This window comes from Streptomyces sp. SudanB52_2052 (assembly GCF_964272415.1).
In the GTDB taxonomy this organism is placed as follows: domain Bacteria; phylum Actinomycetota; class Actinomycetes; order Streptomycetales; family Streptomycetaceae; genus Streptomyces; species Streptomyces olindensis.
Map to the genome: position 1 here is coordinate 4,815,851 of NZ_OZ186796.1, position 14,317 is coordinate 4,830,167.

At 70.6% G+C, this 14,317-nt stretch carries 14 protein-coding genes and 2 tRNA genes; 7 read left to right on the forward strand and 9 right to left on the reverse strand.

What is annotated here, in order from left to right; genetic code table 11:
- Positions 1-18 precede the first annotated feature (18 nt).
- The 7 genes from ACSUPV_RS21330 to ACSUPV_RS21360 form a co-directional block, all read right to left on the reverse strand.
- Positions 19-639 carry a response regulator gene (locus ACSUPV_RS21330; protein WP_031115354.1) on the reverse strand — a complete coding sequence of 207 codons (621 nt, stop codon included), beginning with the start codon at positions 637-639 and terminating at the stop codon, positions 19-21.
- A complete protein-coding gene (locus tag ACSUPV_RS21335; protein ID WP_436948202.1) occupies positions 636-1,940 on the reverse strand; it encodes a sensor histidine kinase in 1,305 nt (434 codons plus the stop codon). Before ACSUPV_RS21335 ends, ACSUPV_RS21330 begins: the two co-directional genes overlap by 4 nt.
- Positions 1,941-1,962: 22 nt before the next feature.
- Positions 1,963-2,754: an ABC transporter permease gene (locus ACSUPV_RS21340; RefSeq protein ID WP_031115356.1), complete on the reverse strand. Its 792-nt coding sequence runs from the start codon at positions 2,752-2,754 to the stop codon at positions 1,963-1,965.
- Positions 2,751-3,722 (reverse strand): ABC transporter ATP-binding protein, encoded by a 972-nt coding sequence (locus ACSUPV_RS21345; RefSeq protein WP_031115357.1) that lies wholly within the window; start codon positions 3,720-3,722, stop codon positions 2,751-2,753. Before ACSUPV_RS21345 ends, ACSUPV_RS21340 begins: the two co-directional genes overlap by 4 nt.
- A gap of 130 nt (positions 3,723-3,852) precedes the next feature.
- A tRNA-Gly gene (locus ACSUPV_RS21350) sits at positions 3,853-3,925 on the reverse strand.
- A gap of 80 nt (positions 3,926-4,005) precedes the next feature.
- Positions 4,006-4,077: transfer RNA gene (locus tag ACSUPV_RS21355), tRNA-Gly, on the reverse strand.
- Positions 4,078-4,210: 133 nt separating this feature from the next.
- Positions 4,211-4,528 carry a histone-like nucleoid-structuring protein Lsr2 gene (locus ACSUPV_RS21360; protein ID WP_031115358.1) on the reverse strand — a complete coding sequence of 106 codons (318 nt, stop codon included), beginning with the start codon at positions 4,526-4,528 and terminating at the stop codon, positions 4,211-4,213.
- Positions 4,529-4,795: 267 nt separating this feature from the next.
- Here ACSUPV_RS21360 and purS point away from each other — a divergent pair, with 267 nt between their 5' ends.
- The 7 genes from purS to purM all read left to right on the forward strand — a co-directional run bounded on the left by purS (position 4,796) and on the right by purM (position 12,433).
- Positions 4,796-5,059, forward strand: coding sequence for a phosphoribosylformylglycinamidine synthase subunit PurS (gene purS / locus ACSUPV_RS21365; RefSeq protein ID WP_030251612.1), 264 nt, complete (start codon positions 4,796-4,798; stop codon positions 5,057-5,059).
- On the forward strand, positions 5,056-5,736 hold the full coding sequence (purQ, locus tag ACSUPV_RS21370; protein ID WP_031115359.1) for a phosphoribosylformylglycinamidine synthase subunit PurQ: 681 nt from the start codon (positions 5,056-5,058) through the stop codon (positions 5,734-5,736). The genes purS and purQ overlap by 4 nt, the downstream gene beginning before the upstream one ends.
- Entirely contained in the window at positions 5,733-7,991 is a 2,259-nt protein-coding gene (gene purL / locus ACSUPV_RS21375; RefSeq protein WP_037766790.1) for a phosphoribosylformylglycinamidine synthase subunit PurL, read from the forward strand. The genes purQ and purL overlap by 4 nt, the downstream gene beginning before the upstream one ends.
- A gap of 95 nt (positions 7,992-8,086) precedes the next feature.
- Positions 8,087-8,884 (forward strand): sterol carrier family protein, encoded by a 798-nt coding sequence (locus tag ACSUPV_RS21380; RefSeq protein WP_436948205.1) that lies wholly within the window; start codon positions 8,087-8,089, stop codon positions 8,882-8,884.
- Between the two features lie 69 nt (positions 8,885-8,953).
- Positions 8,954-9,727: an META domain-containing protein gene (locus ACSUPV_RS21385; RefSeq protein WP_037766795.1), complete on the forward strand. Its 774-nt coding sequence runs from the start codon at positions 8,954-8,956 to the stop codon at positions 9,725-9,727.
- 63 nt (positions 9,728-9,790) lie between these two features.
- Positions 9,791-11,320 (forward strand): amidophosphoribosyltransferase, encoded by a 1,530-nt coding sequence (purF, locus tag ACSUPV_RS21390; protein WP_037766797.1) that lies wholly within the window; start codon positions 9,791-9,793, stop codon positions 11,318-11,320.
- 45 nt (positions 11,321-11,365) lie between these two features.
- Entirely contained in the window at positions 11,366-12,433 is a 1,068-nt protein-coding gene (gene purM, locus ACSUPV_RS21395; protein ID WP_031115362.1) for a phosphoribosylformylglycinamidine cyclo-ligase, read from the forward strand.
- Between the two features lie 69 nt (positions 12,434-12,502).
- Here purM and ACSUPV_RS21400 read toward each other — a convergent pair whose 3' ends face one another.
- The gene (locus ACSUPV_RS21400) at positions 12,503-12,754 is read right to left on the reverse strand and encodes a DUF3073 domain-containing protein (RefSeq protein ID WP_031115363.1); all 252 of its coding nucleotides are present in this window, start codon (positions 12,752-12,754) and stop codon (positions 12,503-12,505) included.
- A 305-nt stretch (positions 12,755-13,059) separates the two neighbouring features.
- Entirely contained in the window at positions 13,060-14,166 is a 1,107-nt protein-coding gene (locus ACSUPV_RS21405; RefSeq protein WP_031115364.1) for a Leu/Phe/Val dehydrogenase, read from the reverse strand.
- Between the last annotated feature and the right edge of the window lie 151 nt (positions 14,167-14,317).

The window sequence follows — 14,317 nt, forward strand, 5'->3', positions numbered from 1 at the left end:
GCCGTGGCGCGGGAACCACTATACCCAACCTCGCTCCCGTGCGAGGCGCACCGCGGCATGACGGTTCTCCGCACCGAGCTTCGACACGGCCGACGACAGGTAGTTCCGCACGGTCCCCTGGGACAGTGCGGCCCGCTCGGCGATCTCCGCGACGGGCGCCCCGTCGGCGGCGAGTTCCAGCACCTCGGCTTCCCGGGCGGTCAGCGGCGAGTCCCCGGCGGCGATCGCGTCGGCGGCCAACTCCGGGTCGACGTACCGGTTCCCGGCGTGCACCGTGCGGATGATCTCCGCGAGCCGCTGCGCGCTCACGGTCTTCGGCACGAACCCGCGCACCCCGGCCTCCAGCGCCCGCTTCAGATGCCCGGGCCGGCCGTGGCTGGTGACGATGAGCACCTTGCAGCCGGGCAGTTCGGTCCGCAGGGATGTGGCGACGTTCACACCGTCGGCGCCGGGCATCTGGAGGTCCAGCACGGCGACGTCGGGCTTGTGGGCCCGGGCCATCGCCAGCGCCTCCGGCCCGGTGGCCGCCTCGGCGACGACCATGAGGTCGTCCTCCAGGGAGAGCAGCGCGGCGAGCGCCCCCCGAATGAGGTGCTCGTCGTCGGCGAGCAGCAGCCGCACGGGCTCCACGGCCGTCACGCGGTGACCTCCCTCACGGAACGCACGGCGGCGGCCGGCACGGCGACCGGCGGCAGCGGGATCTCAGCCGTCAGCCGGAACAGCCCCTTCCCCGCGGGCCCGGCCTCCAGCCTCCCGTCGATCTCCGCCAGCCGCTCCCGCAGCCCGGCGAGCCCTGAGCCGGACGAGCCGGATGAGCTGGATGAGGCCGATGAGCTGGATGAGCCCGATGAGCCCGACGAGCCAGACCCGGCCTCCGCAACCCCGTCGTTCTCCACCGTCAACACCACACGCCCCTCCAGCACCCCGAGCCGCACCTCACACCGTTGCGCGTCCCCGTGCCGCAGGACGTTCGTCGCGGCCTCCCGAACCACCCACCCCAGGGCGGACTGCACCCCGGCCGGCAGCCCCACCGGCGTCCCCCCGCTGACCGTGCAGGAGATCCCGGCGGCCGCCAGCACCCCTTGCGCACCGGCCAGTTCCGACGTCAGGTCGGCCTCGCGGTAGCCGCGCACGACCTCGCGCACCTCCCGCTGCGACTCCCGCGCGAGCCGCTGCACCTCGACCATCTGCGCCACGGCCTCCGGCCGCCCCCGCTCGGCCAGCTGCACGGCCAGCTCGCTCTTGAGCGCGATCACGGCGAGGTTCCGCCCCATGACGTCGTGCAGATCCCGCCCGAACCGCAGCCGCTCCTCGGCGACGGCGAGCCGGGCGCGGTTCTCGCGGGCCTCGTCGATCTCGTAGACGGCGTTGAGCAGCCACACGGAGAAGACGGCCGCGAAGGCGAGGAACACGCCCCCGGACAGCACCGACACCGCCGTGAGGATCGCGGCGAGCGCGGGGGCGCCCAGCGCGAGCAGCACGAGGCAGGTGCCCGCCGCGAACGCGCCCGCGATCCCGAACGCCCAACGTGGGCGGACGCCGAGCGCGATGATGCCGGGACCGAAGATCAGGACGACTCCGAAGACCGCGGCCGCGGCGGTGCCGACGCTCTCGTGGTCCGGTCCGCGCTCGGCGATGCCGATCGTGGCGACGGCGACGCCGGCGGTGACGGCGGCCAGGGTCCACAGCAGCCGCACGGGCTGGGGCCGACGGCCACGCGTCCAGTCCAGCGCCCGCGAGACGGTGGCGAAGCAGACGACGGCGTGCACGCCCACCATGAGCAGCACGAGGCCGCCCAGCCGCACTCCCAGCGGTGTCAGGGCCGTGACACCCACGAAGAAGAACTCGACGACCGCGAAGGAGTGGAACGACCACCGCGTGTACGTCTCGACCTTCTCCGGCGTGCTCTTCCGCCGCCACCACCTGCCCGGACCGCGCATCAGCCCGTCACTCCCCCTTCGGTCAGCGCCGCGGTTCCCAGCGGAACCACCGCCGTACAGCAAACACGGCGAGCACCGTCCAGGCCACCGCCGTCGCGACGGCGCCCAGCGCCTCGGCGCCCGAGAGGTCGCCGGTCCAGCCGCCGCGCACCAGGGTGACGACGGGCGTCAGCGGCAGCAGTTCGCAGACGGAGGCCACCCTGTCCGGCAGCAGCTCCAGCGGGACGAACATGCCGGAGCCCATCATCGAGACGAGCAGCAGTGGCATGGGCGTGACCTGGGCGCTCTCGCCGGTCCGGGTGAAGCTCGCGGTGGCCGCGGCGAGGGCGGCGCACAGCACCAGCCCCAAGAGCAGTCCGAGCACGGCCAGATGCGGCGCGGACGGCGCGGACAGGTCCAGCAGCACCGAGCAGCCCGCCGCCAGCAGCAGACACTGCACGAGCCCGGTGAGGGCGGCCGGCAGCGCCGAGCCGGCCAGGATCTCGACGTCCCGCAGCTCGCCGGTGCGCAGCCGCTTGAGGACGAGTTCCTCACGCCGGACGACGAACGAGCCGACGAGCACCGAGTAGACGGCGAACAGCAGGGAGAAGCCGACCGCGGCGGGCAGCACCAGGGTCCCGGTGTTCAGCCCCGCTTCGGCGAGGTCCATCTCCCGGGCCGCCGACCGCACGCTGACCGGCAGCACCAGCGGCACGAACAGCGCGGCGACGAGCGCGCCCCGGGTCCGCCCGAGCAGGGTCAGTTCGGCCCGGGCGAGAGCCGTCATCCGGCTCAGCGGCGTGGTGAGGGCCGCTCCTTTCACGACGGTGCTCATGCCGCGTACTCCTTCGTCGTCGTCCCCGTGGCCCGGCCCGCGGAGGCATCCTCGGCGATCCCGAGGAACGCCTCCTCCAGGGACGCCGACCGCACGTCCAGGCGGCGCAGCTCGACCCGGGCCCGCTCGGCCCACAGCAGCAGCCCGGTGGCGGACCGCTGCAGTTCACGGGTACGCAGCCGGACGGTGCGGCCGTCGGTCTCGTGGCCGGTCACGCCCAGCTCGCCGAGCGGCGGGAGATCGCCGACGAAGTAGCCCTCGGGCAGCTCGAATGAGATCCGCGACGGCTGCGTGGCGGTCACCTCGGCCGGTGTGCCGGTGACGGCGATCCGTCCCTCGTGCATGATCGCCAGCCGGTCGGCGAGGTTCTCGGCCTCCTCCAGGTAGTGCGTGGTCAGCAGCACCGTCGTACCGCGGTCGCGCAGGGCGCCGACCAACTCCCAGGTGTCCCTGCGGCCTTCGGCGTCCAGGCCGGTGCTCGGCTCGTCCAGGAAGAGCACCTCGGGGTCGCCGAGCAGGGCGAGCGCCAGGTCCAGCCGGCGCCGCTGGCCGCCGGACAGCTGCTTGACCCGGATGCCGGCCTTCGACTCCAGCCCGACCAGCGCCAGGACCTCCGCCGGCGGCCGCGCCCCGCTGACGCACCCCGCCCACATCCGCGCGGTCTCCGCGACGGTCAGCTCGGACGGGAAGCCCCCTTCCTGGAGCATCACGCCGGTGCGGGGGCGTACGAGGGCCCGCTCGGTGTACGGGTCGTGCCCGAGGACGCGTATCCGTCCGCCGGCCGGCGGCGCGAGTCCCTCCAGCAATTCGACGGTCGACGTCTTGCCCGCGCCATTGGTGCCGAGCAGGGCGAAGATCTCCCCGCGTCGTACGGAAAAGCTGATTCCGCTTACTGCCTCGAACCCGCCCCCGTACACGCGCCGCAGGTCAGTGACCTCAATCACGTGTTCGTGTCCGTTGTTCTCCATGCCCCAAGCGTCCCGTCGCCAGAGGTCCGGGAGCAGTGCGTGCTGTCATCACTCGGCATGACAAATGTCAGGAGGGTCCTCGGGGAGCACGAAAAGACCCCGGTCCTTCAGGACCGGGGTCTCATTCCCGAGCGGACGACGAGGCTCGAACTCGCGACCTCAACCTTGGCAAGGTTGCGCTCTACCAACTGAGCTACGTCCGCATTGCTCCCGACCAGCTTCCACTGACCGGTGCGAGCACCAGCCTACCTGATCCACAAGAGTGGTCGGTACGGCGATGCAGAGCGGGTGACAGGAATCGCACACTGCGCCTTCCCCCTGGAAGGGGGATGTTCTACTACTGAACTACACCCGCACGTTCCGTGAGCTGGGCCTTTCGGCCGCGCCCCTCGGCGTGCTCCAGACTCTAGCTGATCAGCGGGGGTGCTGCGCAAGTCGGTTGCCGCGAGGGGCCGGTGACCGGTCGTCGGCGCGGCCCGGGGAGGCCGTCACTGCGCGGCGCTGAACGCCTCGTAGACCTTCTTGGGGATGCGCCCGCGCGCGGGGACCTCCATCTTGTTGGCCTGGGCCCAGGCGCGCACGGCCGAGGGGTCGGGGGCGACCTCCGTCTGCCGGTACGCCCTGCCCGAGCGGGACCGCTTGCGGCCGGCCTCCACGTAGGGCGCGAGCGCCTTCCGCAGTTCTCCGGCGTTGACTTCGCTCAGGTCGATCTCGTACGACTTGCCGTCCAGTCCGAAGGCGATCGTTTCCGTCGCTTCCGAGCCGTCGATGTCGTCAAAGAGAGTGACCACGACCTTCTGCGCCACGAATATCGGTCCCTTCCTGTGGCACTTGCCAATTTATTTGTACAGTGCCCGACAATGCATTGCGAAGCCCGACTAAATCCTTTCGCGTGTCCGAACGCAATAGGTTCCGGGTGTCGATCGCGAATCTTTCCCGGAAATTTTCGTGTGTGTGCTCGTCGATGCCGGATCGTGATGACCGTCACGTAGCTTCCTACAAGTCGACGCGCGTAGAAATTTTGTGCGGGTAGTCTGAAGGAACCTGCTCAGCACCACACACCGGGAGTGCCAGTGGCACGCGTCGTAGTCGACGTCATGCTCAAGCCGGAGATCCTCGACCCCCAGGGCCAGGCGGTGCAGCGCGCACTGCCGCGGCTGGGTTTCGACGGGATCTCGGACGTCCGCCAGGGAAAGCGTTTCGAACTGGAAGTTGACGGGCCGGTCGACGAGGCCGCCCTCGCCCGCATTCACGATCTTGCGGAGTCCTTCCTCGCGAACACCGTGATCGAGGACTTCACCGTCCGGGTCGAGGAAGTCGCGGAGGCCGTGAAGTGACCGCTCGTATTGGCGTCGTCACTTTCCCCGGCAGTCTGGACGACCGGGACACGCAGCGCGCGATCCGTCTCGCGGGCGCCGAGCCGGTCGCCCTGTGGCACAAGGACAAGGACCTCAAGCAGGTCGACGCCGTGGTGCTGTGCGGTGGCTTCTCCTACGGCGACTATCTGCGCGCCGGGGCCATCGCCCGTTTCTCGCCGGTCATGGAGCCGCTGATCGAGCAGGCGAAGGCCGGCCTCCCGGTCCTCGGCATCTGCAACGGCTTCCAGATCCTCACCGAGGCCCACCTGCTGCCCGGCACGATGCTGCGCAACAACCACCTGCACTTCATCTGCCGTGACCAGAAACTGCGGGTGGAGAACGCCGAGACCGCCTGGACGACCGACTACACGGCCGGCCAGGAGATCCACATCCCGCTGAAGAACATCGACGGGCAGTACGTCGCGGACGAGCACACGCTCGACGAGCTGGAGGCCGAGGGCCGGGTCGCCTTCCGGTACGTGGACTTCAACCCGAACGGCTCGCAGCGGGACATCGCCGGCGTCACCAACGCCGCCGGCAACGTGGTGGGCCTCATGCCGCACCCCGAGCACGCCGTCGAGCCGCTGATCGGCAGCGGTCGTACCGACGGCCTCCCGTTCTTCACCTCGATCCTCAAGAAGCTGGTCAACGCATGAGCCGGACGCCTCTGGACACGGTCGAGCACGCGGCCGCGACCCCCGACGTCGAGCTGCCCTGGGCCGAACTGGGCCTGAAGAAGGACGAGTACGAGCGCGTGGTCGAGATCCTCGGCCGCCGGCCCACCGGTGCCGAGCTCGCCATGTACTCGGTGATGTGGTCGGAGCACTGCTCCTACAAGAGCAGCAAGGTGCACCTGCGCCAGTTCGGCGAGAAGGCGCCCGAGAACGACGCCATGCTCGTCGGCATCGGCGAGAACGCCGGCGTGGTGGACGTCGGCCAGGGCTACGCGGTCACCTTCAAGGTCGAGTCGCACAACCACCCGTCGTACGTCGAGCCCTACCAGGGCGCGGCCACCGGTGTCGGCGGCATCGTCCGCGACATCATCGCCATGGGTGCCCGCCCGGTCGCGGTCGTCGACCCGCTGCGCTTCGGCGCCGCCGACCACCCCGACACCAAGCGCGTCCTGCCGGGCGTCGTCGCGGGCATCGGCGGCTACGGCAACTGCCTGGGCCTGCCCAACATCGGCGGCGAGGTCGTCTTCGACGCCTGCTACCAGGGCAACCCGCTGGTCAACGCCGGTGCCATCGGCGTCATGCGGCACGAGGACATCCACCTGGCCAAGGCGTCCGGCGCGGGCAACAAGGTCATCCTCTACGGGGCCCGGACCGGCGGCGACGGCATCGGCGGCGCGTCGATCCTCGCGAGTGAGACCTTCGATGACGCCAAGCCGTCCAAGCGCCCGGCCGTCCAGGTCGGCGACCCCTTCCAGGAGAAGCTCCTCATCGAGTGCACCCTGGAGGCATTCAAGGAGAAGCTGGTCGTCGGCATCCAGGACCTGGGAGCCGCGGGCCTGTCCTGCGCGACCAGCGAGCTGGCCTCCAACGGCTCCGGCGGCATGCGCGTCACCCTGGACGACGTCCCGCTGCGCGACTCCACGCTCTCGCCCGAGGAGATCCTCATGAGCGAGTCGCAGGAGCGCATGTGCGCGGTCGTCGAGCCGGAGAAGGTCGACCGCTTCCTGGAGATCTGCGAGAAGTGGGACGTCATCGCCACCGTCATCGGTGAGGTGACCGACGGCGACCGCCTGGAGATCTACTGGCACGGCGGCAAGATCGTCGACGTCGACCCGCGCACGGTCGCCCACGAGGGCCCGGTCTACGAGCGCCCCTACGCCCGCCCGTCCTGGCAGGACGAACTCCAGGCCGACGACGCGAACAAGCTGCCCCGGCCGGAGACCTCCGAGGAGCTGAAGGACCAGGTCCTGAAGCTGGTCGGCTCCCCGAACCAGGCCTCCAAGTCCTGGATCACCAGCCAGTACGACCACTTCGTGCAGGGCAACACCGTCCTCGCCCAGCCCGAGGACTCCGGCATGATCCGGATCGACGAGGAGACCGGCCTGGGCGTCGCCATCGCCACCGACGGCAACGGCCGGTACGCCAAGCTCGACCCGTACCACGGCGCCCAGCTGGCCCTGGCTGAGGCGTACCGCAACGTCGCCACCACCGGCGCCAAGCCGCTCGCCGTCTCCGACTGCCTGAACTTCGGCTCGCCCGAGGACCCGGCGGTGATGTGGCAGTTCGCTGAGGCCGTGCGCGGTCTGGCGGACGCCTGCCAGCAGCTCGGCACGCCGGTGACCGGCGGCAACGTCTCCCTCTACAACCAGACGGGCGAGGCGGCCATCCACCCGACCCCGGTCGTCGCGGTCCTGGGCGTCATCGACGACGTCGCCCGCCGCACGCCGGTCGCCTTCCAGGAGGAGGGCCAGCTGCTCTACCTCCTCGGCGACACGCGTGAGGAGTTCGGCGGCTCGGCCTGGTCGCAGGTGATCCACGACCACCTCGGCGGTCTGCCGCCCAAGGTCGACCTGGAGCGCGAGCGGCTGCTCGCCGAGATCCTGATCTCCGCCTCCCGCGACGGCATGATCGACTCGGCGCACGACCTGTCCGACGGCGGCCTGATCCAGGCGGTCGTCGAGTCGGCGCTGCTCGGCGGCAAGGGCGCCCGGCTGATCGTCCCGGACGGTCTGGACGCCTTCACCTTCCTCTTCTCCGAGTCGGCGGGCCGCGCGATCGTGGCGGTCCCGCGCTCCGAGGAGGTCCGCTTCAACGACATGTGCGGTGCCCGGGGCCTCCCGGCCACCCGCATCGGTGTCGTCGACGGTGACACGGTGGAGGTCCAGGGCGAGTTCACGCTCACCCTGTCCGAGCTGCGCGAGGCGCACGAGGGCACGATCCCGGCGCTGCTGGCGTAAACCACCCGCGCCGAAGCCCCTGTCCGGCCGCCGGGCAGGGGCTTCGCCGTGCCTCGGCGAAGGAGCGGGCCCGCCGCCGATCTAGGCTGACCCCCATGCCTCCGGCCAAGAAGCGCACCCGCAGCTACGACCCCGTCAAGATCAGGGCGGCCGTGTTCGCCCAGTTCGGGAACGTGCGGCAGGCCGTCCGCACCCTCACCCCGGAGCAGCTCTCCCTGCCGACCCGGCTCGGCGACTGGACGGTCCGGGAGCTGGCGGCTCACGTGACCATGGCCGTGGAGACCGTCAGCCGCAACCTCGACCGCGAGGAGCCGGCGAAACCGGAGCTCGGCCTCCTCGACTGGCCCTTCGCCACCGCCGCCCGGGCCGCCGACATCGACGACGGCACCCGGCGGCTCGCCGAGGCCGACCCCGACCTCGACGCCCTGTACGCCAGGACCGAGGAGCGCCTCGCCGAGAAGCTCGCGGACGCGCCCGGCACCCGCGTCCTCGCGACCCGCACCGGCGCCATGCCCCTCGCCGACTACCTCGTCACCCGCACCGTCGAACTCGTCGTCCACACCGACGACCTCAACGCCGCGGTCCCCGGCCTGGACATCCCCCACGACCGTCAGGCCCTCGCCGCCTGCACCCGGCTGCTGGCCGACGCGCTCGCCGTGAAGGCACCCGGCGGCTCGACGGAGGTGCGGGTGCCGCCGTACGCGGTGGTGCAGTGCGTGGAGGGGCCGCGGCACACCCGCGGCACTCCGCCCAACGTCGTCGAGACCGACCCGCTGACCTGGATCCGGCTGGCGACCGGACGGCTGGCCTGGGCGCAGGCCCTCCAGGACGCCAAGGTCAGCGCGAGCGGGGAGCGGGCGGATCTGTCGGCCCACCTGCCGCTGATGGCGTAAACAGGCGGCACACGAAGGAATCGCCGCCCCAAGGGGAACCGATCCCCCCGGGTCCCCCGTCGAAGTGGCATGGACAGGCAGAAGCAGCGCATGACCCTGACGGCCGCCGCCATGCTCGTCCCGCTCCTGGCGGCCTGCGGCAGCGAGAAGGCGGACGGCGGCAGCGCCTCGGTCGGTGCCGGGCAGCCGGTGACCGGCACGCGGTGGACCGTGGACAGCGTCACCGCCGACGGCACCACCCACCAGGCGCCGACCGGCGCCCACGTCACCATCGACCGGGGCCGGGCCGAGGGCAGCCTCGGCTGCAACAACTTCGGCGCCGAGGCCACCGTCGACGGCGACCGCGTCCGGCTCGGCAAGACCATGGCCACCGAGATGGCCTGCGAGAACAAGCCCATGGCGTTCGAGGAGACCCTCTCGCGCACGCTCTCCGACCAGGAGTTCGAGGCCCGGGTGGACGGCGACCGCCTCACCCTCACCACCGAAAAGGGGGACACCGTCCGCCTGACGAAGGCCGCGGACGCCCCGCTGGCCGGCACCAAGTGGACCATCACGACCCCGAGGGCCGACGACCGCGCCCACCTCACCTTCGACGAGAAGAAGGGCACCGTCGCCGGCAGCCTCGGCTGCAACAAGGTCAACGCCGAGGCCACCGTCCGCGACGGCCATATCACCCTCGGCCGCCCTGCCACGACCCGAATGATGTGCGAAGACTCACTCATGGCCGACGAGAAGAAGCTCCTGCGACTTTTCGACGGGACGGCGAAGTACCGAGTCGATCACCAAACTCTCACCCTGACCAGCGAAAACGGCACGAGTGTGCGAGCCGTCGCCGGACGGTGATCCACCGGAAAGTCCGGTATCCCCAATTCGGACCAGTGGACGACCTCGCCTACACTCGGTGGCGTGCCACGTGGTGACGGACGACTCAACCACGACCTGCTCCCCGGTGAGAAGGGCCCCCAGGACGCTTGTGGCGTCTTCGGTGTCTGGGCTCCGGGCGAAGAGGTCGCCAAGCTCACGTACTTCGGGCTCTACGCCCTCCAGCATCGAGGCCAGGAATCCGCGGGAATCGCGGTCAGCAACGGCTCACAGATCCTCGTCTTCAAGGACATGGGCCTGGTCTCCCAGGTCTTCGACGAGACCTCCCTCGGCTCCCTGCAGGGACACATCGCGGTCGGACACGCCCGCTACTCGACCACCGGCGCGTCCGTCTGGGAGAACGCCCAGCCGACGTTCCGCGCCACCGGGCACGGCTCCATCGCGCTCGGCCACAACGGCAACCTCGTCAACACCGCCCAGCTCGCCGAGATGGTCGCCGACCTGCCCAAGCAGGAGGGCGGCCGCACCCCGCGCGTCGCGGCGACCAACGACACCGACCTGCTCACCGCGCTCCTCGCGGCCCAGACGGACGAGGACGGCAAGCCGCTGACCATCGAGGAGGCCGCCCACAGCGTCCTCCCGCAGGTCCGGGGCGCCTTCTCCCTCGTCTTCATGGACGAGCACACCCTGTACGCGGCCCGCGACCCGCAGGGCATCCGCCCCCTGGTCCTCGGCCGGCTGGAGCGCGGCTGGGTCGTCGCCTCCGAGTCCGCCGCCCTCGACATCTGCGGCGCCTCCTACGTCCGCGAGATCGAGCCGGGCGAGTTCGTCGCCATCGACGAGAACGGCCTGCGCACCTCCCGATTCGCTGAAGCGAAGCCCAAGGGCTGCGTCTTCGAGTACGTGTACCTGGCCCGCCCGGACACCGACATCGCCGGCCGGAACGTGTACCTCTCCCGCGTGGAGATGGGCCGCCGCCTGGCGAAGGAGTCCCCGGTCGAGGCCGACCTGGTGATAGCGACCCCGGAGTCCGGCACCCCCGCCGCCATCGGCTACGCGGAGGCCTCCGGCATCCCCTTCGGCAACGGCCTGGTGAAGAACGCCTACGTCGGCCGGACGTTCATCCAGCCCTCGCAGACCATCCGCCAGCTGGGCATCCGCCTGAAGCTGAACCCGCTGAAGGAAGTCATCAAGGGCAAGCGCCTGGTCGTCGTCGACGACTCGATCGTGCGCGGCAACACCCAGCGGGCCCTGGTCCGCATGCTCCGCGAGGCGGGCGCCGCCGAGGTCCACATCCGGATCTCCTCGCCGCCCGTGAAGTGGCCCTGCTTCTTCGGCATCGACTTCGCCACCCGCGCCGAGCTGATCGCCAACGGCATGACGATCGAGGAGATCGGCACGTCCCTGGGCGCCGACTCCCTGGCCTACATCTCCATCGACGGCATGATCGAGGCGACCACCATCGCCAAGCCGAACCTGTGCCGCGCCTGCTTCGACGGCGAGTACCCGATGGAGCTCCCCGACCCCGAGCTGCTCGGCAAGCAGCTGCTGGAGACGGAGCTGGCCGCCGGCCCGGCCGCCACGGCCGCCGCCGACGCGATCCGCCGCCCGTAGACGGCCCGCACTACCTGCTGTACGACACGAAGGTTCTCATTAGCCATGTCTGAGACAACTGGTGCCAGCTACGCAGCCGCGGGCGTCGACATCGAAGCGGGCGACCGCGCCGTCGAGCTGATGAAGGAGTGGGTGAAGAAGGCCCAGCGCCCCGAGGTCCTCGGCGGCCTCGGCGGCTTCGCCGGCCTCTTCGACGCCTCCGCCCTGAAGAACTACGAGCGGCCCCTGCTCGCCTCCGCCACCGACGGCGTGGGCACCAAGGTCGACATCGCCCGGCAGCTGGGCGTCTACGACACCATCGGCCACGACCTGGTCGCCATGGTCATGGACGACATCGTCGTCTGCGGCGCCGAGCCGCTGTTCATGACCGACTACATCTGCGTCGGCAAGGTCCACCCCGAGCGGGTCGCCGCCATCGTCAAGGGCATCGCCGAGGGCTGTGTGCTGGCCGGCTGCGCCCTGGTCGGCGGCGAGACGGCCGAGCACCCGGGCCTGCTGGGCGAGGACGACTTCGACGTCGCCGGCGCCGGTACGGGCGTCGTGGAGGCCGACCGGCTGCTCGGCGCGGATCGTATCCGTACGGGTGACGCGGTGATCGCCATGGCGTCCTCCGGTCTTCACTCGAACGGGTACTCCCTCGTCCGGCACGTCCTGCTGAACCAGGCGGGCCTCGCCCTGGACGCGCACATCGAGGAGCTCGGCCGCACCCTCGGCGAGGAACTGCTGGAGCCGACGAAGATCTACTCGCTGGACTGCCTGGCCATGATGCGCACCACCGAGGTGCACGCCTTCAGCCACGTCACCGGCGGCGGACTCGCGGCCAACCTCGCCCGGGTCGTCCCCGACGAGCTGCACGCGATCGTCGACCGCTCCACCTGGACCCCCGGCCCGATCTTCGACCTCGTCGGCCGGACCGGGAACGTGGAGCGGCTGGAGCTGGAGAAGACCCTGAACATGGGCGTGGGCATGATCGCGATCGTGCCGCAGGAGTCCACGGAGGTGGCCCTGGCGACCCTCGCCGACCGCGGCGTGGACGCCTGGGTGGCAGGTGAGATCACGGACCGGGGCGAGCACACCACGGGTGCCGCCCTGATCGGTGACTACGCCGACTGAAGACCCGAAGGCAGCACAGAACCCGGTCGGTGACCGAGGTCACCGACCGGGCAAGTGCTCAGTGCAAGGTCAAGCGCCGCGACGATGCTGCGGGGACTGGTCGTCCTCGTCCTCGTCGTCGTCCTCGTAGAGGTCGGCGTACCGTGCGTACAGGTCGTCGTCGTGCTCATCGTCCTCGAACCGCTCGCCGTTCGGCGGTTGCGGATTCGACGTCGATGCGCCCAGCTCCTCGGCCAGGCGTGAGAGGTCAGTCCCACCGCTGTTGTACTTCAGCTGGCGGGCGACCTTCGTCTGCTTGGCCTTGGCCCGGCCGCGCCCCATGGCTCGACCCCCTCAACGACGGGGCTCGACGGCCCCAGAGTCTTGACACGCGTTCATGGTCCGGCACGGACTCTCCGCAGAGAGACCGGTCCGTAGGGCTTCCACGGTACCTGAGCCCGCGCCCATACGGTACGTCGCCCGCATGACGTGCCCGCGCCCAGGACCTTCGAGGCGCCCCGTCCTCGCTGGTCAACCGCGATTTTAACCACTTATCGGCGGTCGACCCGCCGGTAGAAGTGAGAGTTCTCTCTAACTGCCCACCGACGGGTACCGGCCAAACGTGCGAGTCCGCGGAACGGCGCGGGTCAGCGCGCCCGGCGCGCCACGGCCGCGTCGTGCATCCGCTGCTCGGCGATCCGGTCGGCCGCGGCAGCCGGCGGAATGCCGTCCTCCTTCGCACGTGCGAATATGGCCAGCGTCGTGTCGTAGATCTTCGCCGCCTTGGCCTTGCACCGCTCGAAGTCGAAGCCGTGCAGCTCGTCGGCGACCTGGATGACTCCGCCGGCGTTCACCACGTAGTCCGGCGCGTAGAGGATCCCGCGGTCGGCGAGGTCCTTCTCCACGCCCGGGTGGGCGAGCTGGTTGTTGGCGGCGCCGCAGACCACGCGCGCGGTCAGCACGGGCACGCTGTCGTCGTTCAGCGCCCCGCCGAGCGCGCAGGGGGCGTAGACGTCCAGGCCCTCGACCCGGATCAGCTCGTCGGTGTCGGCGACCGCCGTCACGCCCTCGGGGTGCCGGTCGAGGATCCGGCGCACGGCCTCCTCGCGCACGTCCGTCACGACGACCTCGGCGCCCTCGTCGCGCAGGTGGTCCACCAGGTGGTGGCCGACCTTGCCGACGCCGGCGACGCCGACCTTGCGGCCGCGCAGGGTGGGGTCGCCCCACAGGTGCTGCGCGGAGGCGCGCATGCCCTGGTAGACGCCGTAGGCGGTGAGGACGGAGGAGTCGCCGGCGCCGCCGTTCTCCGGGGAGCGGCCGGTCGTCCAGCGGCACTCGCGGGCCACGACGTCCATGTCGGCGACGTACGTCCCGACGTCGCAGGCGGTGACGTACCGGCCGCCGAGCGAGGCCACGAAGCGGCCGTACGCCAGCAGCAGCTCCTCGGTCTTGATCCGCTCCGGATCGCCGATGATCACGGCTTTGCCGCCGCCGTGGTCGAGACCGGCCATGGCGTTCTTGTACGACATCCCGCGGGCGAGGTTCAGCGCGTCGGCGACGGCCTCCGCCTCGGTCGCGTACGGGTAGAAGCGCGTACCGCCGAGCGCGGGGCCCAGGGCGGTGGAGTGGAGGGCGATGACGGCCTTGAGGCCGCTCGCGCGATCCTGGCAGAGCACGACTTGCTCATGACCGCCCTGGTCCGAGTGGAACAGGGTGTGCAGTACATCAGCAGGTGCGCCGGTTACGTCGGTCACTGTGGTGACTCCTGAGTAAGTTGCGGCGGGTGGAGACCAGCCTCCGTGCGGGTGGCGGGGACTGTTGAGCATGAGATTAGAGCCTGTTCGGCCCGCCGACCGCACCATGCACAGGATCACCTCCGACCGGAGTACACCCGTGCGACGATTT

Coding starts and splice junctions, on each gene's coding strand:
- ACSUPV_RS21335 (WP_436948202.1), bottom strand. CDS start 1,940: ATGCGCGGTCCGGGCAGGTGGTGGCGGCGGAAGAGCACGCCGGAGAAG.
- ACSUPV_RS21400 (WP_031115363.1), bottom strand. CDS start 12,754: ATGGGGCGCGGCCGGGCCAAGGCCAAGCAGACGAAGGTCGCCCGCCAG.
- ACSUPV_RS21380 (WP_436948205.1), top strand. CDS start 8,087: ATGCCTCCGGCCAAGAAGCGCACCCGCAGCTACGACCCCGTCAAGATC.
- purL (WP_037766790.1), top strand. CDS start 5,733: ATGAGCCGGACGCCTCTGGACACGGTCGAGCACGCGGCCGCGACCCCC.
- ACSUPV_RS21345 (WP_031115357.1), bottom strand. CDS start 3,722: ATGGAGAACAACGGACACGAACACGTGATTGAGGTCACTGACCTGCGG.
- ACSUPV_RS21385 (WP_037766795.1), top strand. CDS start 8,954: ATGGACAGGCAGAAGCAGCGCATGACCCTGACGGCCGCCGCCATGCTC.
- purM (WP_031115362.1), top strand. CDS start 11,366: ATGTCTGAGACAACTGGTGCCAGCTACGCAGCCGCGGGCGTCGACATC.
- ACSUPV_RS21340 (WP_031115356.1), bottom strand. CDS start 2,754: ATGAGCACCGTCGTGAAAGGAGCGGCCCTCACCACGCCGCTGAGCCGG.